The organism is Mycobacterium sp. IS-2888, from assembly GCF_001954215.1.
In the GTDB taxonomy this organism is placed as follows: Bacteria; Actinomycetota; Actinomycetes; order Mycobacteriales; family Mycobacteriaceae; genus Mycobacterium.
Genome location: NZ_MBET01000065.1, coordinates 45,587 through 70,799, shown reverse-complemented (window position 1 = coordinate 70,799; position 25,213 = coordinate 45,587). Strand labels below are relative to the sequence as shown.

Genomic DNA, 25,213 nt, shown 5'->3' with positions numbered 1-25,213 from the left:
TCCTTGACTTCGCGGTCGGGACGGTGGGCAACCCAAACGTCAACCTAGCAGAAGCGCGGCCGCGGCCCCGGTGCCCGAGTCGTCCTCACGGCCACGGTATGCAATGCCCGTGCAAGCACCGGTCGCCGTAGTTCACCAGGTGCGGTGCGGACGGAGGTGGTGGGCCTTGCACGGGCGCCGCGCTGTGGTCGTGCACGGCGAGGGTGACGCCAACGGTCGCCGCGGCGCCGATCGAGAGGCCCGCCGCGATGCTGGCCGCGACGGCCAGTGTGAACCCGGTCATCGCTGGCTCCTCCCTGCCAGTCAACTGGGGTACCGGCCCCGTCGAAGGGCAACGTACCGCTGATGCCCCCTGACGTCGGAGATGAAACGCCGTTCGTGACAACATGTCCCGATGGCTTTTCCGCGCATCCTGGCCGTGCTGGCCGCCATGACGGTACTGGCGGCCTGCGGCCACGGCCCCGCAGGGCACCCCTCGTCGACGGTCAGCAAGCCGGTGGCCGCTCCCGCGCCACCGGTGTGCGGCGACCCGACGACCGCGCTGTCGACCCGCGACAAGCTGGCACAGCTGCTGATGGTGGGCGTGCGGAACGCCGACGAGGCCCGGACCGTCGTCAACAACTCCCACGTCGGCGGCATCATCATCGGCGGCTGGACGGACCTGTCGATTTTCCAGGGCGGGCTGGCCGAGGTCGCCCGCAGCGCGGGGCCCCTCCCGCTTGCGGTGGGTGTCGACGAAGAAGGTGGCCGGGTCTCGCGGTTGAAGTCGCTGATCGGGGTGGCCCCCTCGGCCCGGCAGCTGGCGCAGACCATGACGGTGCAGCAAGTCCACGACCTGGAGTTGGACCGTGGCAAAAAGATGCGCGAGCTGGGCATCACCGTCGACTTCGCCCCGGTGGTCGACGTCACTGACGCCCCGGACGGCGTCATCGGTGACCGCTCGTTCAGCGCCGATCCCGGCACGGTCACCGCGTACGCCGGGGCCTACGCGCAGGGTCTGCGGGACGCCGGACTGCTGCCGGTGCTCAAGCATTTCCCCGGCCACGGGCACGGCTCGGGTGACTCACACAAGGGCGGCGTCGTCACGCCGCCGCTCAGCGACCTGGAGGCCAACGACCTGGTGCCCTACCGGACGCTGGTGAGTCAGCTCCCGGTCGCAGTCATGATCGGTCACCTGCAGGTTCCCGGGCTGACCGGCGACGACCCGGCGAGCCTGAGCCGGGCCGCGGTGCAGCTGCTGCGCACCGGCACCGGATACGGCGCGCCGCCCTTCAATGGGCCGGTGTTCAGCGACGACCTGTCCAGCATGGCCGCGATCTCCGATCGGTACGGCGTCTCCGACGCGGTGCTGCGCACCCTGCAGGCGGGCACCGACGTCGCGCTGTGGGTGAGCATCGAAGAGGTGCCCGCAGTCCTGGACCGGCTCGAGAAGGCAGTGGCCGCAGGCGAATTGACGATGCCGGCCGTGGACGAGTCGCTCCAGCGGGTGGCGACGATGAAGGGCCCCAATAAGGCGTGCGGCCACTAGCGCGCCACGGCATCGTTACTCTGGAGTCAGAGGGCTAGAGAGGCTTAGCGATGGCAGGTGGGACCAAGCGGCTACCGCGTGCCGTCCGCGAACAGCAGATGCTCGACGCCGCCGTGCAGATGTTCTCGGTCAACGGCTACCACGAGACTTCAATGGACGCCATCGCCGCCGAGGCGGAGATCTCCAAGCCGATGCTGTACCTGTATTACGGCTCCAAGGAGGACTTGTTCGGCGCGTGCCTGGACCGCGAGCTGAGCCGGTTCATCGACGCGGTGCGCGCCGACATCGACTTCACGCAAAACCCAAGGGACATGCTGCGCAACACGATCGGGGCGTTCCTGCGCTACATCGACGCCAATCGGGCGTCGTGGATCGTGATGTACACCCAGGCCATCAGCTCGCAGGCGTTCGCGCATACCGTGCGCGAGGGACGCGAGCAGATCATCGAGCTGGTGGCCGGGCTGGTGCAGGCCGGCAGTCGCGCCCCACGACCGGACACCGACTACCAGATGATGGCGGTGGCGCTGGTGGGCGCGGGCGAAGCGATGGCCAACCGGCTGTCCACCGGCGACATCGACGTCGACGAGGCGGCCCAGCTGATGATCGACCTGTTCTGGCACGGCCTGCGCGGCGGGCCCGAGGGCCGCGAAGCCGCCGCCGAGGCGGGCGGCTCAAACGCCGCGGCCGGCTAGACATACATTCGTGCGGTGGCCGAACCCCTGCGCCGCCGCAACCTCGAGTTCTTTTGCGCGGTGGTCATCGTCGGCCTGCTCGCCGGGTTCGCCGGACTCGCGACGACGGAGGTGCTGCGCTTCGTCGAGCACGTCACCTACCACTACAGCTTCGGCACGCTGCTGGCCGGCATCACGGGCAGCAGCCCCGTCCGCCGCGCGGTGGGGCCGATGGTCGGCGGCGTGCTGGCGGCCGTCGGCTGGTGGATCCTGCGGCGCCGAAGCGACGTGCCACCGCTGGCGGAAACCATTGCGGGCGGTGGCCGGATTCCGCGCCTGTCGTGGAGCGTCGATGCCATGCTGCAGGTGCTGCTCGTCGGCTCCGGGGCATCCCTCGGCCGGGAGGGAGCACCACGCCAATTTGCCGCTGCCTTAGGCGATTTGGGCACCGAGTGGCTGAGGCGGCTGTCGGCGCGCGACCGCGAGATCCTGCTGGCGTGCGCCGCCGGCGCGGGGCTGGGTGCGGTCTACGCCGTCCCGCTGGCCGGCGCGCTGTTCTCGGCGCGGATCATGCTCAACACCTGGCATCCGCGAGCGGTGGGCGCGGCGCTGCTGTCGTCCAGCCTCGCGGTCGCGATCGGCTCGGCCCTCACCGGCGATCAACCCGACCTCAAGTGGCCCGTCGGCGAGTCGACGTATCTCGTGACCGCGCACGGGCTGGCGTTGGCGCCGCTGGCCATGGTGGTTGGGCTGGCGTTCAACCGGCTCATGGCCGCCGCGCGCCCGGCCCGCCTGATGCGGACCTGGGTGCTGATCCCCGCCCTCGCCGTCGCGGGCCTGGCGACGGGCATCTGCTCGCACTGGTGGCCCGAGCTGCCCGGCAACGGCCGCAGCATCCTGACGGTCAGCCTGGCCAGCGGGATGACGCTGTCGGCGGCCGCCGTCATCCTGGTCCTGAAGCCGCTGCTGACCGCGCTGTACCTGCGCGCCGGCGGCGCCGGCGGAATGCTCACTCCGTCGCTGGCGACCGGCGCGGCGGCGGGGGCGGTCCTGGTGCTGACGGTCAATTGGCTGGCCGGGACGCACCTGCATGTGCCGGCGGTGTCGCTGAGCGGCGCCGCGGGCGTGCTCGCGGTTACCCAGGGCTCACCGATCTGGGCCGCGATCTTCGTCTGGGAACTCGCGCGGCCCCCGCTCTGGCTGTTCCTCGTTTTCCTGCTGACCGCCTGCGGCGCGCACGGCCTGAAAGTGCTTGTGTTAGGCCGCGGTTCGACGCACCCGGGCTAGAGCGCGCGGACCGTCCCGGTCAGGTGCGGGTAGCCCTTGGCGATGTTGCGCAGCGAAAGATCCCAGCCGCCGTCGTCGCCCCTGTCGATGTAGAGTCCCGCGGTGGCGGGCAGCAGCACCGGCTTGCCGAACCGTACGGAGTACGTGACGGCGTCGGGAAGCATGCCTTCGATGTTGGCCAAGACCGCTGCGGCAGTGAACATCCCGTGCGCGATGACCGTCGGAAATCCGAACAGCTTGGCGGCGATCGGATTGGTGTGGATCGGATTGTGATCCCCGCCGACGACGGCGTAGCGCCGGATCTGGCCCGGGGTAATCCGCAGCACCGTGCTCGGCGGGGGCAGCTTGGGCTGCTTCTGCGGCGGCGGCTTGGGCTCGTCGGACAGGCTGGTGCGCTGCTGGTGCAGGAAGGTCGTCACCTGGTGCCACGCGGTCTCGTTGCCGACGCTTACGTCGGTCACCAGGTCGACCAGCAGGCCCTTGCGGTGCTCGCGGAGGTTCTCGGCGTGCACGCGCACGCCCACCGTATCGGTGACCGCGATCGGCCGGTACTGCGTGATCTGGTTCTCGGTGTGCACCGATCCCATTGCGGCGAAAGGGAAGTCGAACCCGGTCACCAGCGACATCATGGCGGGAAAGGTCAGCGCGAACGGATAGGTCAGCGGCACGTTGTTGCCGTAGCGCAGGCCGGCGAGCGACGCATACTCGGCCACGTTGGTCTGGTCGATCGGCAGTTCCTCGACGGTCACCGTCCGGCTGGGCAACTGGTCGGAGCGGGGCACCAACGGTAGCGCCCCGGCGGCGGCGCGCAGCAGGTTCTTCAGGCCGCTTGGCTGATTCATCGCGTTCCCCTCGAACCTATGCGCCCAGCATCGCCTGGCCACAGACCCGAATCACGTTGCCGGTCACCGCGTTTGACGCCGGGCTGGCGAAGTAGGCGATGGTCTCGGCGACGTCGACGGGCTGGCCGCCCTGCAGCAGCGAGTTCATCCGGCGGCCCACCTCGCGGGTGGCCAGCGGGATGGCGGCCGTCATCTGGGTTTCGATGAATCCGGGTGCGACGGCGTTGATCGTGATGCCCTTGTCGTAGAGTCCCGGAGCCAGCGCCTGGGTGAGCCCGATCATGCCGGCCTTCGTGGTGGCATAGTTCGTCTGACCGCGGTTCCCCGCGATGCCGGCCATCGACGACAGGCCGATCACCCGCCCGCCTTCGCCGATGCTGCCGTTGCCGATCAGTCCTTCGGTAAGCCGTTGCGGGGCGAGAAGATTGACGGCCAGGACGGCGTCCCAGCGGGCATCGTCCATGTTGGCCAACAGCTTGTCGCGGGTGATCCCGGCGTTGTTGACCAAGATGTCGGCGTGCCCGGCGTAGTGGTCGCGCAGGTGCTCGGTGATCTTGTCGACCGCGTCGTCGGCGGTGACATCGAGCCACAGCGCGGTGCCCCCGACCCGGCTGGCGGTTTCGGCGAGGGCCTCCGCGGCGGACTCCACGTCGATCGCGACCACACGGGCGCCGTCGCGGGCGAACACCTCGGCAATGCAGGCGCCGATGCCCCGCGCCGCGCCGGTCACGATGGCGACCTTGCCGTCCAGCGGCCGGTCCCAGTCGGCAGGTGGGGTGGAGTCGGCCGCGCCGACGTAGAAGACCTGCCCGTCGACGTAGGCCGACTTGGCCGACAGCAGGAACCGCAGCGTGGATTCCAGGCCCGTCGCGGCCGGCTTCGCGTCCGGCGACAGGTACACCAGCGCGACCGTCGTTCCGTTGCGGACCTCCTTGCCCAGCGAGCGGGTGAAGCCCTCCAGGGCGCGCTGCGCGATCCGCTCGTCGGTGCTTGCCGCCAGGTCGGGTGTGGTGCCGACAACCACGACGCGCGCGCAGTGACCCAGGTTGCGCAGCAGAGGGGTGAAGAAGTCGTGCAGCGCCTTGAGTCCGGCCGGCGTAGTGATTCCGGTGGCGTCGAAAACCAGCCCGCCGAACTGGTCGGCCCAGCGGCCGCCCAGGTTGTTGCCAACCAGGTCGTAGTCGCGTTCCAGCGCCGCCCGCAGCGGCTCGACCACTCTGCCCGCACCCCCGATCAGCAGGGATCCGGTCAGCGGCGGATCACCGGCGGCGTACCGGCGCAGGGGCTCGGGTTGCGGCACGCCGAGTTGCTTCGCCACAAACGATCCGGGTCCGGAATTGACGATCTGCGAGAACAGATCGGACGAACGATTGGGAGCCACTGAGCTGCCTTCCGCTTTCTTTTTAGGTCGACCAGTGCCGTCTAGGCCAACGGTATCGAGGACGAACTTACTGCAGAGTAAGGAGGGTAAGAACAGTGGGTAGGATGGCCCTAAATGGCCGACCCCAAACTGATAACCGGAGATAAACGTGGCCTCTGCAAGCTCTGAATCCAACCCCGCCAGGCGGAAAGTCGCCGTGCTGGGCGGCAATCGCATCCCGTTCGCGCGATCGGACGGCGCCTACGCCGAGGCGTCCAACCAGGACATGTTCACCGCCGCCCTGGGCGGGCTGGTGAACCGGTTCGGGCTGGGCGGCCAGCGGCTGGGCGTGGTGGTCGGCGGCGCGGTGCTCAAGCACAGCCGCGACTTCAACCTGACCCGCGAATGCGTGCTTGGTTCGGAGCTGTCGTCGTACACCCCCGCGTTCGATGTGCAGCAGGCTTGCGGTACCGGCCTGCAGGCGGCGATCGCCGCCGCCGACGGCATCGCGGCGGGCCGATACGACGTCGCCGCCGCCGGCGGCGTGGACACCACCTCCGACCCGCCGATCGGCCTGGGCGACAACCTGCGTCGCACCCTGCTGAAGTTGCGCCGGTCCAAGTCCAACGTCCAGCGGCTGAAGCTGGTGGGCACGCTGCCGGCCACCCTCGGCATCGAAATTCCCGCCAACAGCGAGCCGCGCACCGGGCTGTCGATGGGCGAGCACGCCGCCATCACCGCCAAGCAAATGGGGATCAAGCGCGTCGACCAGGACGAGCTCGCGGTTGCCAGCCATCGCAAAATGGCCGACGCCTACGACCGCGGTTTCTTCGACGACCTCGTCACACCGTTCCTGGGGTTGTACCGCGACGACAACTTGCGGCCCGAGGCCAACGTCGAGAAGCTGGCCACGCTGCGGCCGGTTTTCGGCGTCAAGGCCGGAGACGCGACGATGACGGCGGGCAATTCGACCCCGCTGACCGACGGCGCCTCGGTGGCCCTGCTGGCCAGCGAACAATGGGCCGAGGAACATTCGCTGGCCCCGCTGGCCTACCTGGTGGACGCCGAGACCGCCGCCGTCGACTACGTCAACGGGCGCGACGGCCTGCTGATGGCACCGACGTATGCGGTGCCGCGGCTGCTGGCGAGAAACGGTCTCAGCCTGCAGGACTTCGACTTCTACGAAATCCATGAGGCGTTCGCCTCGGTGGTGCTGACGCATCTGGCCGCGTGGGAGTCCGAGGAGTACTGCAAGGAGCGGCTGGGCCTGGACGCCGCGCTGGGGTCAATCGATCGCTCCAAGCTCAATGTCAACGGCTCGTCGCTGGCCGCGGGCCACCCGTTCGCGGCGACCGGGGGGCGGATTCTCGCCCAGGCGGCCAAGCAGCTCGCCGAGAAGAAGGCGGACGGCGGCGGGCCGGCGCGGGCGCTGATTTCGATCTGTGCGGCCGGCGGCCAGGGCGTGGCCGCGATTCTGGAGGCTTGACCGCGCTAAACCGGCGCCGGGCCCCAGCGCGCCTGCCAGGGCAAATGATTTTCGTCACAGTCGGTTAGTAACGCAATCGCCTGGGTATCCGATGTGCCGGATAACCCCGTGTTGTGGTCTGACCCCCCGACCCCGACGGCAACACGGGGTATCCCATAGGCGACCGCCGGTCAGAGACGTACGACGGGCGTACGAGAAGGGCCGCCGCTGGAGTGAGGGGATCCAGCGGCGGCCTTTTTCGTGCGCCCGGGCGACCCCGGACACCCGCAAACACAGGATCCCCCGCTTCGCTGTGGAAACGGGGGACCCTGTTTGAAGCGACCTAGAAGGCGGCCTCGTCGAGCTCCATGATGTCGTTGTCCAGCGTCTCGATCACCTCGCGGGTGCTGGCCAACAGCGGCAGGAAGTTCTTCGCGAAGAACGCGGCCACCGCGATCTTGCCCTCGTAGAAGGACCGGTCCGCACCGCTGGCGCCGGCGTCGAGCGCGGCCAGGGCCACCGCGGCGTGCCGCTGCAGCAACCAGCCGATGATCAGGTCACCGACGCTCATCAGGAACCGCACCGAGCCCAGGCCCACCTTGTAGAGGCTGGTGACGTCCTCCTGCGCGGCCATCAGGTAGCCGGTGAGGCTGGCCGCCATCGCCTGGACGTCGGCCAGGGCCTTGCCCAGCAGCTCGCGCTCGGTCTTCAGCCGCCCGTTGCCGGACTCGCTGTCGACGAACTTCTGGATCTCGGCCGACACGTGGGCCAGCGCCACACCCTTGTCGCGGACGATCTTGCGGAAGAAGAAGTCCTGCGCCTGGATGGCGGTGGTGCCCTCGTAGAGGGAGTCGATCTTGGCGTCGCGGATGTACTGCTCGATCGGGTAGTCCTGCAGGAAGCCGGACCCACCGAACGTCTGCAGGCTCTCGGTCAGCTTCGCGTAGGCCTGCTCGGAGCCCACACCCTTGACCACCGGCAGCATCAGATCGTTGATCTTGACGGCCAACTCGGCGTCCACGCCGTGCAGCGCCTCGGCGACCGCCGCGTCCTGGAACGTCGCGGTGTAGAGGTACAGCGCACGCAGACCCTCGGCGTAAGCCTTCTGGGTCATCAGCGACCGGCGCACGTCGGGGTGATGCGTGATGGTCACGCGCGGCGCGGTCTTGTCGGTCATCTGGGTCAGATCGGCGCCCTGCACGCGCGACTTGGCGTACTCCAGCGCGTTGAGGTAACCGGTCGACAGGGTGGCGATCGCCTTGGTGCCGACCATCATCCGGGCCTGCTCGATGACCTCGAACATCTGCGCGATGCCGTTGTGCACCTCGCCGACCAGCCAGCCCTTGGCGGGCACGTCGTGCTGGCCCAGCGACAGTTCACAGGTCGCGGAAACCTTCAGACCCATCTTGTGCTCGACATTGGTGACGAAGACGCCGTTACGCTCGCCGATCTCACCGGTCTCGAAGTCGAACAGGAACTTGGGCACGAAGAACAGCGACAGGCCCTTGGTGCCGGGGCCGGCGCCCTCGGGGCGGGCCAGCACCAGGTGGAAGATGTTCTCGAACAGGTCGCCGGAGTCACCTGAGGTGATGAAGCGCTTGACGCCCTCGATGTGCCAGGAGCCATCGTCCTGCTGGATGGCCTTGGTCCGTCCAGCGCCCACGTCCGAGCCGGCGTCCGGCTCGGTGAGCACCATGGTCGATCCCCAGCCACGCTCGGCGGCGATCACGGCCCACTTCTTCTGCTCCTCGGTGCCGAGGTGGTAGAGGATCTGCGCGAAACCCGCGCCGCCGGCGTACATCCAGACCGCCGGGTTGGCGCCCAACAGGTGCTCGTGCAGCGCCCACAGCAGCGGCTTAGGCAGCGGGGTGCCGCCAAGGGCCTCGTCGAGGCCGACCTTGTCCCAACCGGCTTCCAGAACGGCATGGACCGACTTCTTGAAGGATTCCGGCAGCGTCACGGAGTGCGTCGCGGGGTCGAAAACGGGCGGGTTGCGGTCGCCCTCGACGAAGGATTCCGCGATGGGCCCCTCGGCCAGCCGGCTGATCTCGTTGAGCATTTCCTGGGCGGTTTCGGCGTCGATGTCGCCGTACTCGCCTTGGCCTAATGCCTGGTCAACGCCCAACACTTCGAACAGGTTGAATACCTGGTCACGGACGTTGCTCTTGTAGTGGCTCACTACTCTCCTCCTCGTTGAGAATTGCCACGTTGTGGTTGGGTACTTGGGCTTAAGTTACCCACCAGTAACACAGCCAAACTATAGCGGTCGGGCGGCCCGATGCAAGCGAGTGTGAGCTAGATTTCACCATCTAATTAACCAACTGGTTGGGCAGCGTTGTGGTGCCCCTTCTACCTGCGGTTATGGTGGACGGATGACTGGTGTGGGGCGCGCCACGGCGGTGCCCGTGGTGGACCTGCGACACACTTCCGGCCAACTTCGCAGCAGCCTGCGCGAGGCCGCCCACGAGGTGGGGTTCTTCTATCTGCTCGGCCACGGCGTGCCGCAGGCGCTGGCACGCCGCGTGCTCGACGCCGCCCGCAAGCTGTTCGCGCTGCCGCAGGCCGACAAAGACGCCGTGGCGATGGTCCGCAGCCCGCATTTCCGCGGCTACACCCGGCTGGGCGGCGAGCTGACCCGCGGCGAGGTGGACTGGCGCGAGCAGATCGACATCGGGCCTGAACGCCCGTCGATCGGGGGACCGGGCAAGCCGGACTACCTATGGTTGCAGGGCCCGAACCAGTGGCCCGCCGGGCTGCCCGAGTTGCCCGGAATCGTCGACGAGTGGGACGCCGCACTCTCCTCGGTCGCGCGCACGCTGCTCCGGCACTGGGCCGCCTCGCTGGGCAGCCCGCCGGATGCGTTCGAGGCGGCCTTCGCCGAAACGCCGGCCACGCTGATCAAGATCATCCGCTACCCGGCCCGCGCGTCCAGCCCGCAGGGCGTGGGTGCGCACCGAGACGCCGGGGTGCTGACGCTGCTGCTGGCCGAGCCGGGCAGCGCGGGCTTGCAGGTGCGGCGCGCCCGGGGACGCGACGACGGCTGGATCGACGTGCCACCACTCGAGGGGGCGTTCATCGTCAACATCGGCGAGCTGCTCGAGGTCGCCACCGGGGGCTACCTGCGCGCCACCGAGCACCGGGTCAGTCTGCGCGGGGCGGCGGCCGAGCGGATCTCGGTGCCGTTCTTCTTCAATCCGCGACTCGACGCGCAGATACCGGTGCTGTCGCTACCCGCCGACCTCGCGGCGCGCACCGACGCGCACTGGTCCCCAAGCGCGGACCCGTCGGATCCGATCTTCGCTGTTTACGGCCGCAACGCGTGGAAGAGCAGACTGCGGGCGCACCCGGATGTGGCTGACGCGCACGGATACTCGTCCAGTAGGGTCGGATAGGAGAAATCCGTCGTCGGCTCGAGGGGCGAATCAACTCCGGTGAACTCAACGAAGAAGCTGACCCCGTCCTCACTCCGTGAGGCCTTCGGACATTTTCCGTCCGGTGTGGTGGCGATTGCCGCCGAGATCAACGGAACCCGGGAAGGGCTGGCGGCCAGCACCTTTGTTCCCGTCTCGCTGGACCCGCCGCTGGTGTCGTTCTGTGTGCAGAACACGTCGACGACGTGGCCCAAGCTCAAGGACCTGCCGATGCTGGGCATCAGCGTGCTCGGTGAGGCCCATGACGAAGCCGCGCGCGCCCTGGCCGCCAAGACCGGCGACAGGTTCGCGGGACTGGAGACGGTGTCCACCACCACCGGCGCGGTCTTCATCAAGGGCACCGGGCTGTGGCTGGAGAGCGCGATCGAGCAGATGATCCCGGCCGGGGATCACACCATCGTGGTGCTGCGCGTCAGCGAGGTGACGGTGGATGCCGACGTGGCGCCGATTGTGTTCCACCGCAGCGGGTTCCGGCGTCTCGGCGCCTGAAGCCGCTCAGCGGCGAAACAGCTTGTTGCCCAACCACACCACGGGGTCGTATTTGCGGTCGGCGACGCGTTCCTTCATCGGGATCAGCGCGTTGTCGGTGATCTTGATGTTCTCCGGGCAGACCTCGGTGCAGCACTTGGTGATGTTGCAGTAGCCCAAACCGTGCTCCTGCTGCGCGTCGTTGCGCCGGTCCCGGGTGTCCAGCGGGTGCATCTCCAGCTCGGCAATGCGCATCAGGAAGCGCGGCCCGGCGAACGCCTTCTTGTTTTCTTCGTGGTCGCGGACCACGTGGCAGACGTTCTGGCACAGAAAGCATTCGATGCACTTGCGGAATTCCTGCGAGCGCTGCACGTCGACTTGCGCCATGCGGTACTCGCCGGGCTGCAGTTCCTTGGGTGGCGTGAAAGACGGGATCTCGCGCGCCTTTTCGTAGTTGAACGAGACATCGGTGACCAGATCGCGAATCACCGGGAAGGTCCGCAGCGGTGTGACGGTCACGATCTCGTCCTCGGCGAACGTGGACATCCGGGTCATGCACATCAGCCGCGGCATGCCGTTGATCTCCGCGGAGCAGGAACCGCACTTGCCCGCCTTGCAATTCCACCGCACCGCGAGGTCGGGGGTCTGCGTCTGCTGCAGGCGATGGATGATGTCGAGCACCACCTCGCCCTCGTTGACCTCGACAGTGAAGTCCTGCAGGTCGCCGCCGGCCTCGTCGCCGCGCCACACCCGCATGGTCGCGTTGTAGGTCATTCGCCTCTCCGTCCTGGGTGCTCGGCCAGCTCGTCGTCGGTGAAGTATTTCTCCAGCTCGGAGATCTCGAAGAGCTCCAGCAGATCGGCGCGCATCGGCACCTGGTCTTCGCGGGTGATCTCGACGTCGGGAACGACGGCATCGCCGCCGGCCGCACGGCAGACCAGCAACACCTTGCGCCACGACGGGTCCATCGACGGGTGATCGTCGCGGGTGTGCCCGCCGCGGCTCTCGGTGCGCGCCAGCGCGGCCTTCGCGACACACTCGCTGACCAGCAGCATGTTGCGCAGATCGAGGGCCAGGTTCCAGCCCGGGTTGTACTGGCGATGGCCTTCCACGTGGATGTTCTTGAAACGCTTGCGCAGCTTGTCGAGCCGCTCGAGGGCCTGGGAGATTTCGTCCGCCTTGCGGATGATGCCCACCAGGTCGTTCATCGACTGCTGCAGTTCGAGCTGCAGCGTGTAGGGGTTCTCGGCGGTGTCGCCGTTCGTCGGTCCCTCGAAGGGGGCGAGCGCCCGTTTCGCCGCGGCGTCGATGGCCTCCTCGGAGACGGCAGGGCGGTGGCTCAGCGCCCGCGCATAGTCCGCGGCGCCGAGGCCGGCGCGGCGGCCGAACACCAACAGGTCCGACAGCGAATTGCCGCCCAGCCGGTTGGAGCCGTGCATGCCGCCGGAGCACTCGCCGGCGGCGAACAGCCCGGGGACCGTGGCCGCGCCGGTGTCGGCGTCGACCTCGACACCGCCCATCACGTAGTGACAGGTCGGCCCGACTTCCATTGGCTCCCTGGTGATGTCGACCCCGGCCAGCTCCTTGAACTGGTGATACATCGACGGCAGCCGCCGCTTGATCTCCTCGGGTGTGAGCCGGGAGGCGATGTCGAGGTAAACCCCGCCGTGCGGGGTGCCGCGGCCGGCTTTGACCTCCGAGTTGATCGCGCGCGCAACCTCGTCACGGGGCAATAGGTCCGGGGTGCGACGGGCCGAGTCGTTGTCCTTGAGCCACTGGTCGGCCTCTTGCTCGGTTTCGGCGTACTGGCCCTTGAACACCGGCGGGATGTACTCGAACATGAACCGCTTGCCGTCGGAGCTCTTCAGCACGCCGCCGTCACCGCGGACGCCTTCGGTGACCAGGATGCCCTTCACGCTCGGCGGCCACACCATGCCCGTCGGGTGGAATTGCACGAACTCCATGTTGATCAGCGACGCGCCGGCCCGCAGCGCCAGCGCGTGCCCGTCACCGGTGTACTCCCAGGAGTTCGAGGTCACCTTGAACGACTTGCCGATTCCGCCGGTGGCCAGCACCACGGCCGGGGCCTCGAACACGACGAACTTTCCACTTTCGCGCCAATAGCCGAAGGCTCCGGAGATCACGTCGCCGTCTTTGAGTAGCTCGGTGATCGTGCACTCGGCGAACACCCGGATGCGCGCCTCGTAGTCGCCGAGTTCGGCGTAATCCTCCTGCTGCAGCGAGACGATCTTCTGCTGCATCGTGCGAATCAGCTCCAGGCCGGTGCGGTCGCCGACGTGTGCCAGGCGGGGGTAGGTGTGGCCGCCGAAGTTGCGCTGGCTGATCTTTCCGTCCTTAGTGCGGTCGAACAGCGCGCCATAGGTCTCCAGCTCCCAGACCCGGTCCGGTGCCTCCTTGGCGTGCAGCTCTGCCATCCGCCAGTTGTTGAGGAACTTCCCGCCGCGCATGGTGTCGCCGAAGTGGGTCTTCCAATTGTCCTTGGGGTTGGTGTTGCCCATGGACGCCGCGCAGCCACCCTCGGCCATCACCGTGTGGGCCTTGCCGAACAGGGATTTGGACACCACCGCGACCTTGAGGCCACGCTCGCGCGCCTCGATGACCGCACGCAAACCAGCGCCGCCGGCACCAATGACGACGACGTCGTAGTTGTGCCGTTCGACCTCAGCCATGAAAACCCTCGCTCAGTCTAGTAATCAGCGAATTGGCTTTTCAGCCAACAAATCTCAAGTCGGTGATGGTGCCGCTGGCCACCAGCGCGATGTAGAAATCGGTGAGCATCAGCGTGCCCAGCGTGATCCAGGCGTACATCTTGTGTCGGGTGTTGATGCGGCTGACCTGGGTCCAGATCCAATACCGCACAGGGTTTTTGGAGAAGTGCTTGAGTCGCCCGCCGGTCACGTGCCGGCACGAGTGGCAGGACAGCGTGTAGATCCACAGCATGACGACGTTGCCGACCAGGATGACGTTGCCCAGCCCGAAGCCGAAGCCGTGCGGGCCGGATTCGGACTGGAACGCGACGATCGCGTCGTAGGAGTTGATCACCGAGATGATGGCGGCGACATAGAAGAAGTACCGGTGGCTGTTCTGAATGATCAGCGGCAATCTGGTCTCGCCGGTGTAGTGGACGCGCGGCTCGGCCACCGCGCAGGAGGTGGGCGACTGCCACACCGAGCGGTAGTAGGCGCCGCGGTAGTAGTAACAGGTCAGCCTGAACAGCAGCAGGAACGGCAGTGACATCGCCGCGTACGGCACGAACCACCAGTTCGGCAGGAACTGCGGCCAGAACTCGCTGGCCGCACCGCAGGCCTTGCTCATGCACGGCGAGTAGAACGGCGTCAGGTAGTGGTACTGCGGGACAAAGAAGTAGTTCTTCTGCAACCCCCGCGCTATCGCGTAGATGAGGAACGCGGCGAAGCCCAGGTCGACCCGCAGTGGCGACATCCACCACCGGTCGGTGCGTAGGGTCCGTTGCTCGATCTGGGCGCGCGTGGGTGAAAAGACACCCGACGCAGGACGGTTCGCCGTGGGTGCGCTCATCTAGTGTTCCTCTTCGAACGGGCTGTTGGTCGAAGGGTACACAGACAGAGCCCTCCCTTTTACGGGGGGCTTGGGTTGTCAGGACCTGCTGTGACCCCCGACACCCTCGTCGTCGACATCGCGCCAGAAGTCGGTGTCGTACTGGGTGTCGGGAATGGTGATCTTCTCGCCGGACTGCTGCACCGTGGCGCGAGCCAAATCCAATTCGGAGACGTCGGTATCGAGCAGTTCGATGTCGGACAGGATCCGGTCGGCGTCGATCACGATGCGCCGCAGCGCCGGGCTGTCGCCGTAGCGCGCCTTCAAGGAGCTCACGCACCGCCGCAAACTGCCGATGAGGTCGTGAAGTTCGGCGAGTTCGGTGGTGTCAGCGGGGCTCGACAACGGATCTCCTAGTGCGGACGAGTGTTACGGATCACAGTACGCTCCCGATACTATCCACCCCGCCGACCGCACGTGAGGCAGGTCACCCCGCACGCCCTAGGGGGCAAACACCATGACAGGTCAGACCGCACTGGCGCGGCGCGCCGCCGCGCTGCTCGAACTGCATCGGCCGGGCAACCCGGTCATCCTTCCGACCGTGTGGGATGCCTGGTCCGCACGCCTCGCCACGGACGCGGGATTCGTCGCGCTGACCGTCGGCAGCCATCCGCTTGCGGATTCGATCGGCAAACCGGACGGCGAGGGCATGTCGTTCGACGACGTCCTGACCCGGGTCGCCCAGATCACCGCGGCCGTCGACGCCCCGGTATCGGTGGACATCGAGTCGGGCTACGGCCAGCCGGCCGGGCGTCTGATCGAGGGCCTGCTCAGCGTGGGCGCCGTCGGGCTGAACATCGAGGACACCGTGCACTCCGAGGGCAAGCGGCTGCGGTCGGCCGCCGAACACGCCGAACTGGTGGGCGCGCTGCGGTCGGCCGCCGACGCGGCCGGGGTCCATGTCGTGATCAACGCCCGCACCGATCTCTTCCTGCGCAGGGACGGCGACGACGCCGACCGCGTCGACAGGGCCGTGGCGCGCCTGACCGAGGCCGCCGCCGCGGGCGCCGATGTGCTCTACCCGGTGGGACGGCACGACCCGGAGACGTTGCGGCGCTTGGCCACCGAGTTGCCGCTGCCGATCAACGCGATCGCGCTGCCCGATCAGGATGACCCGGCGTCATTCGGCCCGCTGGGCGTCGGCCGGATCAGCTTCGGCCCGTTCCTGCAGGCCGCACTCGCCGGCAGGGCGCGCGAGCTGCTCGCCCGCTGGAGTTGACCGCAGGAACGGGAATCGTTGTCGGTCAAAGGTTTTGGTATTGGCCGAATGCAATGAATCCGGCGAAGCCGTTGCGGCCCCGCCGGATTCACTCTTGATTTCCCGAATTACTTACTGATCGCGATGCGCTGTGCCTGGGCCCCCGCGTACGCGCCGGTGACCCGGACCGTCAGCACGCCGGCGTCGTAGGAAGCCGCGACGGCCTCGCTGGTGACGTGGCCGGGCAGCTGGAACGACCGGCGGAACGAACCGTAACGAATCTCACGCAAAGTGCGACCGTTCTCCTCCTCGGAGCGCTCGTCACGGTGTTCGCCATGGATAACCAGGCGGCCATTCTCCACCTCGACGTTGACGTCCTTGTCGACGTCGACGCCGGGCAGTTCCAAGCGCACCACCGCGTCGTCGCCCTCCTTGACGATCTCCGCGGCGGGCGTAAACCCACTGGTTACCGGCTTAAACCAGTCCGCCGTCGCGGCGGGACCGAAAAAGTCGCGCAGCCACCGGTCGGTGTCCCAGGCCGGTCGCGACCACAATGCGAGGTTACTCATGTTCGTCTCCTTGAGCTCTGTTGTGAGTTTGCTGTGACCGGCGCCTTGCCGGCCGGCTACTAGTACAAACATGAGTCGATGACGCTAAAGTTCCACCTGGCCGTTCGCCGTGCGAGAACACATTCACAGCCGCCCGTGTGAGGTGGTGAGGTGGCCGTCATACGAGTGTCACATTGGGCGACGTTTCCTTAATTTCTCGCTTCTACTCTCTTGGCATGGCTTCCGCCGGAACTCCGTCCGCACACTGTGCCGCCCGCCACATAATCGTGGTGGGGCACGGCATGGTGGGGCACCGTTTCGTCGAGGCGCTCCGTGCCCGCGACGCCGACGGGTCTTGGCGGGTTACGGTTTTGGCCGAGGAGGGCGATGCGGCCTACGACCGTGTCGGCCTGACTTCGTACACCGAAAGCTGGGACCGCGCCCTGCTGGCCCTGCCCGGTAACGACTACGCCGGCGACGAGCGGGTGCGCCTGTTGCTGAACACTCGCGTCACCGAAATCGACCGGGCGACAAAGTCGGTGATCACCGCGGGCGGCCAACGGCACAGCTACGACGCCCTGGTGCTGGCCACCGGCTCGTTCGCCTTCGTGCCGCCGGTGCCGGGTCACGACCTGCCCGCGTGCCACGTCTACCGCACTCTCGACGACCTCGACGCCATCCGCGCCGGCGCCGAGCGCGCCCGTGACAGCGCTCACAACCTGGCGGGCGTTGTGATCGGCGGCGGCCTGCTGGGACTCGAGGCCGCAAATGCGCTGCGCCAGTTCGGGTTGCAGACACACGTCATCGAGATGATGCCGCGACTGATGGCGCAACAGATCGACGAGGCCGGTGGCGCGCTGCTGGCCCGGATGATCACCGAGCTCGGGATCGCGGTGCACGTCGGCACGGGCACCGACTCGATCGAAAACATCGAGCATCCGGACGGCTCGACCTCCGTGCGGGTACGCCTGAGCGACGGCGACGTCATCGATGCTGGCCTGGTGATCTTCGCGGCCGGCATCCGGCCGCGCGACGAGTTGGCCCGGGCGGCCGGGCTGACGATCGCCGACCGGGGCGGCGTAATGACCGATTTATCTTGTCGTACAAGCGATCCCAACATATACGCCATCGGTGAGGTCGCCGCGATCGAGGGGCGCTGCTACGGCCTGGTGGGCCCCGGCTACACCTCCGCCGAGGTTGTGGTGGACCGGCTGCTGGACGGCGCCGCGGAGTTTCCCGATGCGGACCTGTCGACGAAGCTCAAGCTGCTGGGTGTCGACGTCGCCAGCTTCGGGGACGCGATGGGTACGACCGAGAATTGCCTCGAGGTCGCCATCAACGACGCGGTGAACCAGACGTACGCCAAGCTGGTGCTCTCCGACGATGCCAAGACCCTGCTGGGTGGGGTGCTGGTGGGCGATGCCTCGTCGTACGGGGTGCTGCGGCCGATGGTCGGCAGCGAGCTGCCCGGTGATCCGCTCGCGCTGATCGCGCCGGCGCAATCCGCCGGGGGCGCTTCGACTTTGGGGGTTGGGGCGCTTCCGGACGCGGCGCAGATCTGCTCGTGCAACAACGTCACCAAGGGCGATCTGAAGTGCGCGATCGCGGACGGCTGCGCCGATGTTCCCTCGCTGAAGTCGTGCACCGCCGCCGGCACCTCGTGCGGGTCGTGCGTGCCGCTGCTCAAGCAGCTGTTGGAAGCCGAGGGCGTGGAACAGTCCAAGGCGCTGTGCGAACACTTCAGCCAGTCGCGGGCCGAACTTTTCGAGATCATTTCCGCCACCGAGATCAGGACCTTCTCGGGCCTGCTGGAGCGCTTCGGCCGCGGAAAGGGTTGCGACATCTGCAAGCCCGCGGTCGCATCCATCCTCGCTTCGACCGGCTCCGACCACATCCTCGACGGCGAGCAAGCATCGCTGCAGGATTCCAACGACCACTTCCTGGCCAACATTCAGAAGAACGGCAGCTACTCGGTGGTGCCGCGGGTCCCCGGCGGCGACATCAAGCCCGAGCATCTGATCCTGATCGGGCAGATCGCCCAGGACTTCGGGCTCTACACCAAGATCACCGGCGGGCAGCGCATCGATTTGTTCGGCGCCCGGGTGGATCAGCTGCCGCAGATCTGGAAGCGATTGGTCGACGGCGGCATGGAATCCGGCCATGCCTACGGGAAGGCGTTGCGCACGGTGAAGAGTTGCGTGGGCAGCGACTGGTGCCGTTACGGGCAGCAGGACTCGGTGCAGCTGGCCATCGACCTCGAGCTGCGCTACCGGGGTCTGCGGGCACCGCACAAGATCAAGCTCGGCGTCTCGGGTTGCGCGCGGGAGTGTGCCGAGGCGCGCAGCAAGGACGTCGGCGTCATCGCGACCGAGCAGGGGTGGAACCTCTACGTCGCCGGCAACGGCGGCATGACTCCCAGGCATGCGCAGCTGCTGGCCAGCGACCTCGACACCGAGACGCTGGTCCGCTACATCGACCGGTTCTTGATGTACTACATCCGCACCGCCGACCGGCTGCAGCGCACCGCGCCCTGGGTCGAATCGCTCGAAGGCGGGCTCGATCACGTGCGCGAGGTCGTCTGCGACGACTCGCTGGGCCTGGCCGAGGAATTCGAGGCCGCGATGGCGCGACACGTGCAGAACTACAAGTGCGAATGGAAGGGCGTGCTGGAGGACCCGGACAAGATGTCGCGGTTCGTGTCCTTCGTCAATGCCCCGGATGCCGTCGACTCGACGGTGGCGTTCACCGAGCGCGCCGGTCGCAAAGTACCTGTGCCTATTGGGATGCCGCGGGTCCGCGGGTGACGAGGGAGGAATCATGACACTTCTCAACGACATTCAGGTGTGGACCATCGCCTGCGCCTACGACCACCTCATTCCGGGTCGCGGTGTCGGCGTGCTGCTCGACGACGGCTCGCAGGTGGCGCTGTTCCGGCTGGACGACGGATCGGTGCACGCGGTCGGAAACGTCGACCCGTTCTCCGGCGCGGCGGTGATCTCGCGCGGCATCGTCGGGGACCGCGGCGGTCGCGCCACCGTCCAATCCCCCATCCTCAAGCAGGCTTTCGCGCTCGACGACGGCATTTGCCTGGACGACCCGGAGGTCTCGGTTCCGGTGTACCCGGTGCGCGTCACGACCGATCGCCTCATCGAGATCGCGCGCGTCGACACGTAATCGCGGCTAGTCGATATCCCCGACCAGGTAGCGTTGCATCGTCGGCCCGATCGCGTCGACGAGCGCGTCCACCGACATCGAGTGCAGCGGCTCGGATCGGACGCCGTAGCGCAGGATGCCCAGGCCGACCAGCTGAGAGGCGCACAGCGACGCCCGCACGGCGACCTTGTCGGCGCCCAGAATTTTCAGCAGCGGTCCGAAAACCGGGCCGATGAACATGCCTTGGACGATTTCGGCGGTCTTGGCCATGCCGGTCGACGCGACCGCACTCGCAGCGAAGGGGCCGCCGCCGGCGGCATCCCACGTGGTGATCAACATGTGCAGCGTTCGCCGGCCCACCTGATTGGCGCCGCCGGTGACTATTCGATCGATGAACTCCGGTGTGCCGAACGGCAAACGCAGCATCTTGGCGACCGGGTCAAGGAGCCCACGCGATGGCTCTTCGCGACGGGACATGGTGCCAGGATCACCCGTCGGCGAGCAAAGATCAAGCGTTGCGAGCCTCGGCGCGCCTTGCGTGCAAGGCTTTGTGCTCCACGGGTTTCGACCTCAGCCGCGGCCGCTGGGTCGGGTGCGGCACGGCCCTACGGAATCGGTTTGCGATCAACCGCGCCAGGCCCGGATGGGTGCCGAGCGGTCGGCTGACGATGTCGGCGCCGCAATCGCGCAGCCGTTGCTGAAACAGCCCGTCGGCCAACAGGTAGGAGGCGACCGCGACCCGGCGGGCGCCGTCGCGGCGAGCGTGCTCGACCGCTTCGTGCACATAGGGACCGCCGGCGGCCGCGAAGCCCAGGCTCACCCGTGATCCGGTGAGCGCCGACAACAACGTCGCGGTGGTGTGCAGGTCCGCGCGCGCCCGGTGATCGGAGGTGCCCGCCGCACCGAGGATCACCGAATCGCCGGGGCGCCAACCCGATTGCATCAATTGGTAGAAGACTATCCGCGCGATCTCGCCGCTCGGACCCAGTGCCGGGGTGACGATGACGTTCGAATGTCCGCTGGCCGCTACGTGGGCGGGCAGATCGGTGCGGACGTGATATCCGCGAGACAAGAACGCCGGGACCACAATGGCGCGGCGCTCGCACTGCCCATCTGAGGCCTGCGACAGCACCTCGCTGGGCGTGGGCCCCAACACGTCGACGAATGCCACCTGCACCGTCCGGTCCAGCAGCGTACTCACTTGCGCCGCAAGGTCTCCGATCATTGCGACGCCCCCCGGGGCGCGGGTGCCATGCGCGGTCAGTATCAGGTTCATGACCACCCCGCCCGTTCGTCGACGGCCAGCCGGTAGCCGCGCTTGACCACCGTCGCGACGATGTTCCTGTCGCCCAAGGCCGTCCGCAGCCGCAGCACCGCCGTGTCGACGGCGTGCGGGTCGTTGCTGTTGCCGGGCAGCACCCGCAGCAGGTCATCTCGGGCGACGACGTCACCGGGCCGTCGCGCCAGCGCCCGAAGGATCGCCATCCCGGACCCCGACAGCGATTTGACCGAACCGTCCACCAGAGCGCAGGTGCCCCGGATGTCGACGCGGTGACCGGCGGCCTTCACGTTGCACGCGCCCAGCAGGGGCAGCTCTTCGGCGATGTGGCGGGCCAAGGCCCCCAACCGCATTCGCTCGGGGGACGACGTCGGGACGCCCTGCCGGATCAGCGGCTGGGAGGTCACCGGGCCCACGCACATAGCGTGCACGCCGGTGCGCAGGGCCTTCAGTAGTTGGTCCTCGATGTCCAAGTCGCGGCTGCGTTCCAGAACCGCCGCCGCGGCCGGTGCGGACGTGAAGGCGACGGCGTCGAATTGCCGTCGCGCGAGCTCGGTGACCAGCTGGTCGAACTCACCGCCCAGCGGTGTCGATTTCCACCGGTACACCCGGATGGGCACCACTTCCGCACCCGCCGAACGCAATCCGCCGACGAATTCCGGGAACGGATCCCAGGCGTCGGCGGCGCCGTGGAGTTGGACCGCCACCCGCATACCGGAGACATCGGTTTCGAGCAGGTATTTCAGCAACTCGGTGGAGGATTCGGATTTCGGCGACCATTCCTCGTGCAGGCCGGCGGCGCGCAGCGCGCCGGTCGCCTTCGGTCCGCGGGCCACGATTCGGGCCGACTCCAGCGCCGCGACGAGCTGATGGCCCAGCCCCCACCCCTCGGCAGCGGCCAGCCAGCCCCGCATGCCGATGCCGGTATGCGCGACGAGAATGTCGGGTGGCTTGGCGATCAACGCCTCGGTGTTGCCGTGCAATTCATCGTCATCGGGCAGCGCGATCATGTTGATCGCGGGCGCGCTGAAGACCTCGGCGCCGTTGCGGCGCAGTAGCGCGGACAGCTCCTCGGCGCGGCGCGCGGAAGTCACCGCGATCCGATAACCGATTAGTGGCGCAGAGGACTGCTGGGCCATATCAACTGTGTATGCCTAGGACGTTTCCGCCGCGTTACCGCACAATTGCTGACGCATTGCCCTCGTTGCGACCACGATCACACCCGAGCCGGCTCGGCGTCGAGCGCCGGTCCCGCGACGCTTTGCGCGGTGACCGGCCGGCGAACATACGTGGTCCACGTCAGGATCGCGGCCACCACATAGGACGCGAGGAACAACCAGTATGCCGACGTTTCGGTGCCGCTGCGCAGGTAGGACTCGCGCAGCGCCAAGTTGATCCCGACGCCGCCGAGGGCGCCGACCGCGGCGCACCAGCCGATCAACGATCCCGACATCGCGCGCGACCAGTGCCGGCGTTGCGCCTCGCCGGCGTCGAGCGAGCGGCTGCGCGCCTCGAAGACCGACGGGATCATCTTGAACACCGAGCCGTTACCCATGCCCGACAGGATGAACAGCACGACGAAGCCGATGACGTAGCCGATCATCGCGAACGGACCGCCGCGGCCACCGCGGTCGTCGAGCGTGCTGATGGTGACCAGCAACCCGGCGCCCAGGATCATGCCGGCGAGGACGCCGAGGGTGACGCGGCTGCCGCCGAGCCGGTCGGCCAGCCTCCCGCCGTAGATCCGCGCCAGCGATCCCAGCAGCGGTCCGACGAAAGCGATCTGCGCGGCGTGCAGCGATGCCTGCGCGGCGCTTTCGCCGCCGGCCACGAAGTTGACCTGCAGCACCTGGCCGAAGGCGAAGGCGAACCCGATCCAGGAGCCGAAGGTGCAGATGTAGAGCAGCGAGATCACATAGGTGTCGCGTTCGAAGAGGACCGAGCGCATCGTGTGCACCTCGATGCCGTGGTCGAGGTTGTCCATCCACAGCGCGGCCGCGATGCCGACGATCGCGAGCAGTACCAGATAGACCGCGCACACGATGTACGGCGCTTGGTGACCGGCCGTGGCGAGCACCAGCAGGCCGACCAGTTGGATCACGGCGACGCCGAGGTTGCCGACGCCGGCGTTGATCGCCAGAGCGGCGCCCTTGAGGCGCTGGGGGTAGAAGGCGTTGACGTTGGCCAGCGAGGCCGCGTAGTTGCCGCCACCCAGTCCGGTCAGCGCGGCGCACACGACATAGGGCCACAGCGGCAGGCCGGGATTGGCCAGCAGCACGATGGTGCCGACGGTGGGGATCAGCAGCACGAGAGCCGAAAAGGTCGTCCAGTTGCGGCCACCAAAGGCCGCGATGCCCAGGGTGTACGGGATGCGAGCGCAGCCTCCGACCAGTGTTGCAACCGCACCGAGCAGCAGCTTGTCGCCCGCGGAAAAGCCATAGACGGATGCGGGCATGAACAGCGCCATCACCGACCAGAGTGACCAGATGGAAAACGCGGCGTGGTCACCCGCCATCGTGCACAACAGATTGCGGCGGGCGATTTTGTTCTCGCCCGCCTCCCAGGCCGCGGTGTCTTCGGGATCCCAGTCCGTGATGCGGTGGCTGCGGCCCATGCGGTATTCGCCTTTCGTGGACGGGATTTGGGTTGGCGCGGTAAGGCGGCCGCGTCTTGCGCCGCAGGTTTCGATGCTCACATTCGCGACCGAAAGCCGTCAACTCGATTCCGCCGAAATCGCCTGTCAGTTGAATCCCAGTTGTCTGGTAAATCGCTGAAGGACAACCGGATTCGCGAATGTTCTATGGCGCGGCTCCGCTGTGGAATCCGGTGTGAGGTTCAATACATTGTGTGCTATACGGGCTTTCGCCCCATAGCGCTTACCACACGTCTCCCGCGCGCCAATCGCACATCAGGTCCGCGGAGGTGTCCAGACTGATTCCCACCGGCAGCACGAATATCGTCTCGTCGTCCTCGGGCGTGCGGGTCGGGCCGGTCGGGGCCAGTACCGACGTGGGGCCGCGCCACGGCAACCAGCCGCGTGCAGCGTAGAGCCCGCGCGCCCGGGTCGACGAACTGAGAGCCCCCACTTGGTACGCCCCGCGCACCACTTGCTCGACGCCGTCCAGCAGCGCGTGCACCAGGCCCTGCCCGCGGCAGTCCTCCCGCACCGCGACGCCCTCGACGTAGCCGCAGCGCAGCGCGGTTCCGCGGTAGAGCAATCGGCGCTGGACCACCGCGGCGTGCGCGATGATCGCGCCGTGCCGCCAGATCAGGGCGTGCATGCCGCCCAGCGCGTGCTCCCAATCGTTTTCGGTGAAGTCGCCGGCGAAGGCGGTGGTGACCATCTGGCAGACGTCTTGCCGAGTCTCGACGTCGAGATCGGCGGTATGGACCAGGCGAGCGGTGTGGACCTGGGCGGTCACACCCCTTGTCTACCAGCCTTGTCGATAGCTGTGTACTACGAGAACTGCAAGCCCACCTCGTTCGCGTGCGCCTCGGCACCAACCGGAATGCGGGGCCGTGCCCAGTGGAAGCGCACGTATTGGCCGGGCCGCACCTGGGCGACCTTGTCGACGTCCTCATCGATCACCACGCCGACGACGGGGTACCCGCCGGTGACCGGGTGATCGGGTCCCAGGATCACCGGTAAACCGTTGGGCGGCACCTGAATTGCGCCACGAGTCGCGCCCTCGCTGGGCAGCTGGCGATCCGGGTAGCGATATTGCAGCGGGCGGCCCTCCAAGCGCATCCCCACCCGGTCGCTGCGGTCCGAGGCCATCCAGATCGTATGCACCAGTGCGTCGGGATCGGCGAACCAGTCGTCGCGCGGCCCGGGCACCACCTGCAGTTCCACCAGATGCCGGGTAATGGCCGCCACGGGCGCCTGGTCGAGTTCGGGGTAGTCGTCGGTGTGCTCGCCGACCGGCAGCCGGTCTCCAGCCGCGAGGGGCGACGGGCCGATCGCGGACATCACGTCATAGCTGCGCGAGCCCAGCACCGGCTCGACACAGATGCCGCCGCGCACCGCCAGATAGGTCCGCAGTCCCGCTCGCGGTGGGCCAAGGGAGATCACTTGGCCGTCGCGGACATGCTGAATGCTGTTGGTGCCGAACGTGATTCCGTCGACGGTGGGGTTGGTGTCGGCGCCTGTCACCGCGATGTCGACGTCGCCGCCGCGGACCCGGGCGCAGAATCCCCCGAACGTCACCTCCACGGTGGCGCGGTCGTCGGGGTTGGCGACCAGCCGGTTGGCCAGTCTGTGCGAGCCGCGGTCGGCGGCCCCGGAGCGTCCGACGCCGAGGTGGGCCAACCCGGCGCGGCCGAGGTCCTGGACGACGGCGAGTGGTCCGGTGCGCAGGATTTCGAGCTGGATGTCTGGATTTGTCA

The 25,213-nt window shown here is 67.6% G+C and carries 24 protein-coding genes; 9 read left to right on the top strand and 15 right to left on the bottom strand.

Annotation, left to right across the window (positions count from 1 at the left end; genetic code table 11):
• Positions 1-85: 85 nt before the first annotated feature.
• A complete protein-coding gene (locus A5745_RS11225; RefSeq protein ID WP_076058265.1) occupies positions 86-283 on the bottom strand; it encodes a DUF2613 domain-containing protein in 198 nt (65 codons plus the stop codon).
• 111 nt (positions 284-394) lie between these two features.
• On the opposite strand from A5745_RS11225, the gene A5745_RS11220 reads away from it, so the two are divergent.
• Genes A5745_RS11220 through A5745_RS11210 form a run of 3 tightly spaced genes read left to right on the top strand, consistent with a single transcriptional unit; the run spans position 395 to position 3,486 of the window.
• Complete coding sequence (locus A5745_RS11220) at positions 395-1,528, top strand: glycoside hydrolase family 3 N-terminal domain-containing protein (RefSeq protein WP_076116076.1); 1,134 nt, start codon at positions 395-397, stop codon at positions 1,526-1,528.
• 50 nt (positions 1,529-1,578) lie between these two features.
• Positions 1,579-2,220 (top strand): TetR/AcrR family transcriptional regulator, encoded by a 642-nt coding sequence (locus tag A5745_RS11215; protein WP_076058269.1) that lies wholly within the window; start codon positions 1,579-1,581, stop codon positions 2,218-2,220.
• A 15-nt stretch (positions 2,221-2,235) separates the two neighbouring features.
• On the top strand, positions 2,236-3,486 hold the full coding sequence (locus A5745_RS11210) for a chloride channel protein (protein ID WP_076116075.1): 1,251 nt from the start codon (positions 2,236-2,238) through the stop codon (positions 3,484-3,486).
• On the opposite strand, the gene A5745_RS11205 is transcribed toward A5745_RS11210, so the two are convergent.
• Together A5745_RS11205 and A5745_RS11200 are read right to left on the bottom strand one after the other, a co-directional pair.
• Positions 3,483-4,328, bottom strand: coding sequence for a MaoC/PaaZ C-terminal domain-containing protein (locus A5745_RS11205; RefSeq protein WP_076116074.1), 846 nt, complete (start codon positions 4,326-4,328; stop codon positions 3,483-3,485). The two genes, A5745_RS11210 and A5745_RS11205, sit on opposite strands and share 4 nt — an antisense overlap.
• A 16-nt stretch (positions 4,329-4,344) precedes the next feature.
• Positions 4,345-5,709 (bottom strand): 3-oxoacyl-ACP reductase, encoded by a 1,365-nt coding sequence (locus A5745_RS11200; RefSeq protein WP_076116073.1) that lies wholly within the window; start codon positions 5,707-5,709, stop codon positions 4,345-4,347.
• Positions 5,710-5,857: 148 nt separating this feature from the next.
• Here A5745_RS11200 and A5745_RS11195 point away from each other — a divergent pair, with 148 nt between their 5' ends.
• The gene (locus A5745_RS11195; RefSeq protein WP_076116072.1) at positions 5,858-7,174 is read left to right on the top strand and encodes an acetyl-CoA C-acetyltransferase; all 1,317 of its coding nucleotides are present in this window, start codon (positions 5,858-5,860) and stop codon (positions 7,172-7,174) included.
• 322 nt (positions 7,175-7,496) lie between these two features.
• Here A5745_RS11195 and A5745_RS11190 read toward each other — a convergent pair whose 3' ends face one another.
• Entirely contained in the window at positions 7,497-9,332 is a 1,836-nt protein-coding gene (locus A5745_RS11190) for an acyl-CoA dehydrogenase (protein WP_076058278.1), read from the bottom strand.
• A 193-nt stretch (positions 9,333-9,525) separates the two neighbouring features.
• Between A5745_RS11190 and A5745_RS11185 the strand changes: the two genes are divergently transcribed.
• On the top strand, positions 9,526-10,545 hold the full coding sequence (locus A5745_RS11185) for an isopenicillin N synthase family oxygenase (protein WP_076116071.1): 1,020 nt from the start codon (positions 9,526-9,528) through the stop codon (positions 10,543-10,545).
• Positions 10,546-10,584: 39 nt separating this feature from the next.
• Positions 10,585-11,073: a flavin reductase family protein gene (locus A5745_RS11180; RefSeq protein WP_076058281.1), complete on the top strand. Its 489-nt coding sequence runs from the start codon at positions 10,585-10,587 to the stop codon at positions 11,071-11,073.
• A 6-nt stretch (positions 11,074-11,079) separates the two neighbouring features.
• Here the strand turns inward: A5745_RS11180 and A5745_RS11175 are convergent, their stop codons facing one another.
• The 4 genes from A5745_RS11175 to A5745_RS11160 form a co-directional block, all read right to left on the bottom strand.
• Positions 11,080-11,826, bottom strand: a complete 747-nt coding sequence (locus A5745_RS11175; RefSeq protein WP_076058283.1) for a succinate dehydrogenase/fumarate reductase iron-sulfur subunit — start codon at positions 11,824-11,826, stop codon at positions 11,080-11,082.
• Complete coding sequence (locus A5745_RS11170) at positions 11,823-13,742, bottom strand: fumarate reductase/succinate dehydrogenase flavoprotein subunit (RefSeq protein WP_076116070.1); 1,920 nt, start codon at positions 13,740-13,742, stop codon at positions 11,823-11,825. Before A5745_RS11170 ends, A5745_RS11175 begins: the two co-directional genes overlap by 4 nt.
• Positions 13,743-13,782: 40 nt before the next feature.
• Entirely contained in the window at positions 13,783-14,610 is an 828-nt protein-coding gene (locus tag A5745_RS11165; RefSeq protein ID WP_076116069.1) for a hypothetical protein, read from the bottom strand.
• Between the two features lie 78 nt (positions 14,611-14,688).
• Entirely contained in the window at positions 14,689-14,994 is a 306-nt protein-coding gene (locus tag A5745_RS11160; RefSeq protein WP_076058289.1) for a hypothetical protein, read from the bottom strand.
• Positions 14,995-15,106: 112 nt separating this feature from the next.
• Here A5745_RS11160 and A5745_RS11155 point away from each other — a divergent pair, with 112 nt between their 5' ends.
• Complete coding sequence (locus A5745_RS11155) at positions 15,107-15,868, top strand: isocitrate lyase/phosphoenolpyruvate mutase family protein (RefSeq protein WP_076116068.1); 762 nt, start codon at positions 15,107-15,109, stop codon at positions 15,866-15,868.
• A 107-nt stretch (positions 15,869-15,975) separates the two neighbouring features.
• Here A5745_RS11155 and A5745_RS11150 read toward each other — a convergent pair whose 3' ends face one another.
• Positions 15,976-16,416 (bottom strand): Hsp20/alpha crystallin family protein, encoded by a 441-nt coding sequence (locus tag A5745_RS11150; RefSeq protein ID WP_076116094.1) that lies wholly within the window; start codon positions 16,414-16,416, stop codon positions 15,976-15,978.
• Between the two features lie 215 nt (positions 16,417-16,631).
• Here A5745_RS11150 and nirB point away from each other — a divergent pair, with 215 nt between their 5' ends.
• A complete protein-coding gene (nirB, locus tag A5745_RS11145; RefSeq protein ID WP_076116067.1) occupies positions 16,632-19,199 on the top strand; it encodes a nitrite reductase large subunit NirB in 2,568 nt (855 codons plus the stop codon).
• Between the two features lie 13 nt (positions 19,200-19,212).
• Positions 19,213-19,569 (top strand): nitrite reductase small subunit NirD, encoded by a 357-nt coding sequence (gene nirD / locus A5745_RS11140; RefSeq protein WP_076058294.1) that lies wholly within the window; start codon positions 19,213-19,215, stop codon positions 19,567-19,569.
• 6 nt (positions 19,570-19,575) lie between these two features.
• Here the strand turns inward: nirD and A5745_RS11135 are convergent, their stop codons facing one another.
• The 6 genes from A5745_RS11135 to A5745_RS11110 form a co-directional block, all read right to left on the bottom strand.
• Positions 19,576-20,025 carry a hypothetical protein gene (locus A5745_RS11135; protein ID WP_076058296.1) on the bottom strand — a complete coding sequence of 150 codons (450 nt, stop codon included), beginning with the start codon at positions 20,023-20,025 and terminating at the stop codon, positions 19,576-19,578.
• A gap of 31 nt (positions 20,026-20,056) precedes the next feature.
• Positions 20,057-20,824: a sirohydrochlorin chelatase gene (locus A5745_RS11130; protein WP_076116066.1), complete on the bottom strand. Its 768-nt coding sequence runs from the start codon at positions 20,822-20,824 to the stop codon at positions 20,057-20,059.
• On the bottom strand, positions 20,821-21,966 hold the full coding sequence (locus tag A5745_RS11125) for a uroporphyrinogen-III synthase (RefSeq protein WP_076058300.1): 1,146 nt from the start codon (positions 21,964-21,966) through the stop codon (positions 20,821-20,823). The genes A5745_RS11130 and A5745_RS11125 overlap by 4 nt, the downstream gene beginning before the upstream one ends.
• Before the next feature lie 77 nt (positions 21,967-22,043).
• Positions 22,044-23,441, bottom strand: a complete 1,398-nt coding sequence (locus tag A5745_RS11120) for a NarK/NasA family nitrate transporter (RefSeq protein ID WP_076116065.1) — start codon at positions 23,439-23,441, stop codon at positions 22,044-22,046.
• A 262-nt stretch (positions 23,442-23,703) separates the two neighbouring features.
• Entirely contained in the window at positions 23,704-24,249 is a 546-nt protein-coding gene (locus tag A5745_RS11115; RefSeq protein WP_076116064.1) for a GNAT family N-acetyltransferase, read from the bottom strand.
• A gap of 35 nt (positions 24,250-24,284) precedes the next feature.
• Positions 24,285-25,199: a 5-oxoprolinase/urea amidolyase family protein gene (locus A5745_RS11110; protein ID WP_254848548.1), complete on the bottom strand. Its 915-nt coding sequence runs from the start codon at positions 25,197-25,199 to the stop codon at positions 24,285-24,287.
• Positions 25,200-25,213 lie beyond the last annotated feature (14 nt).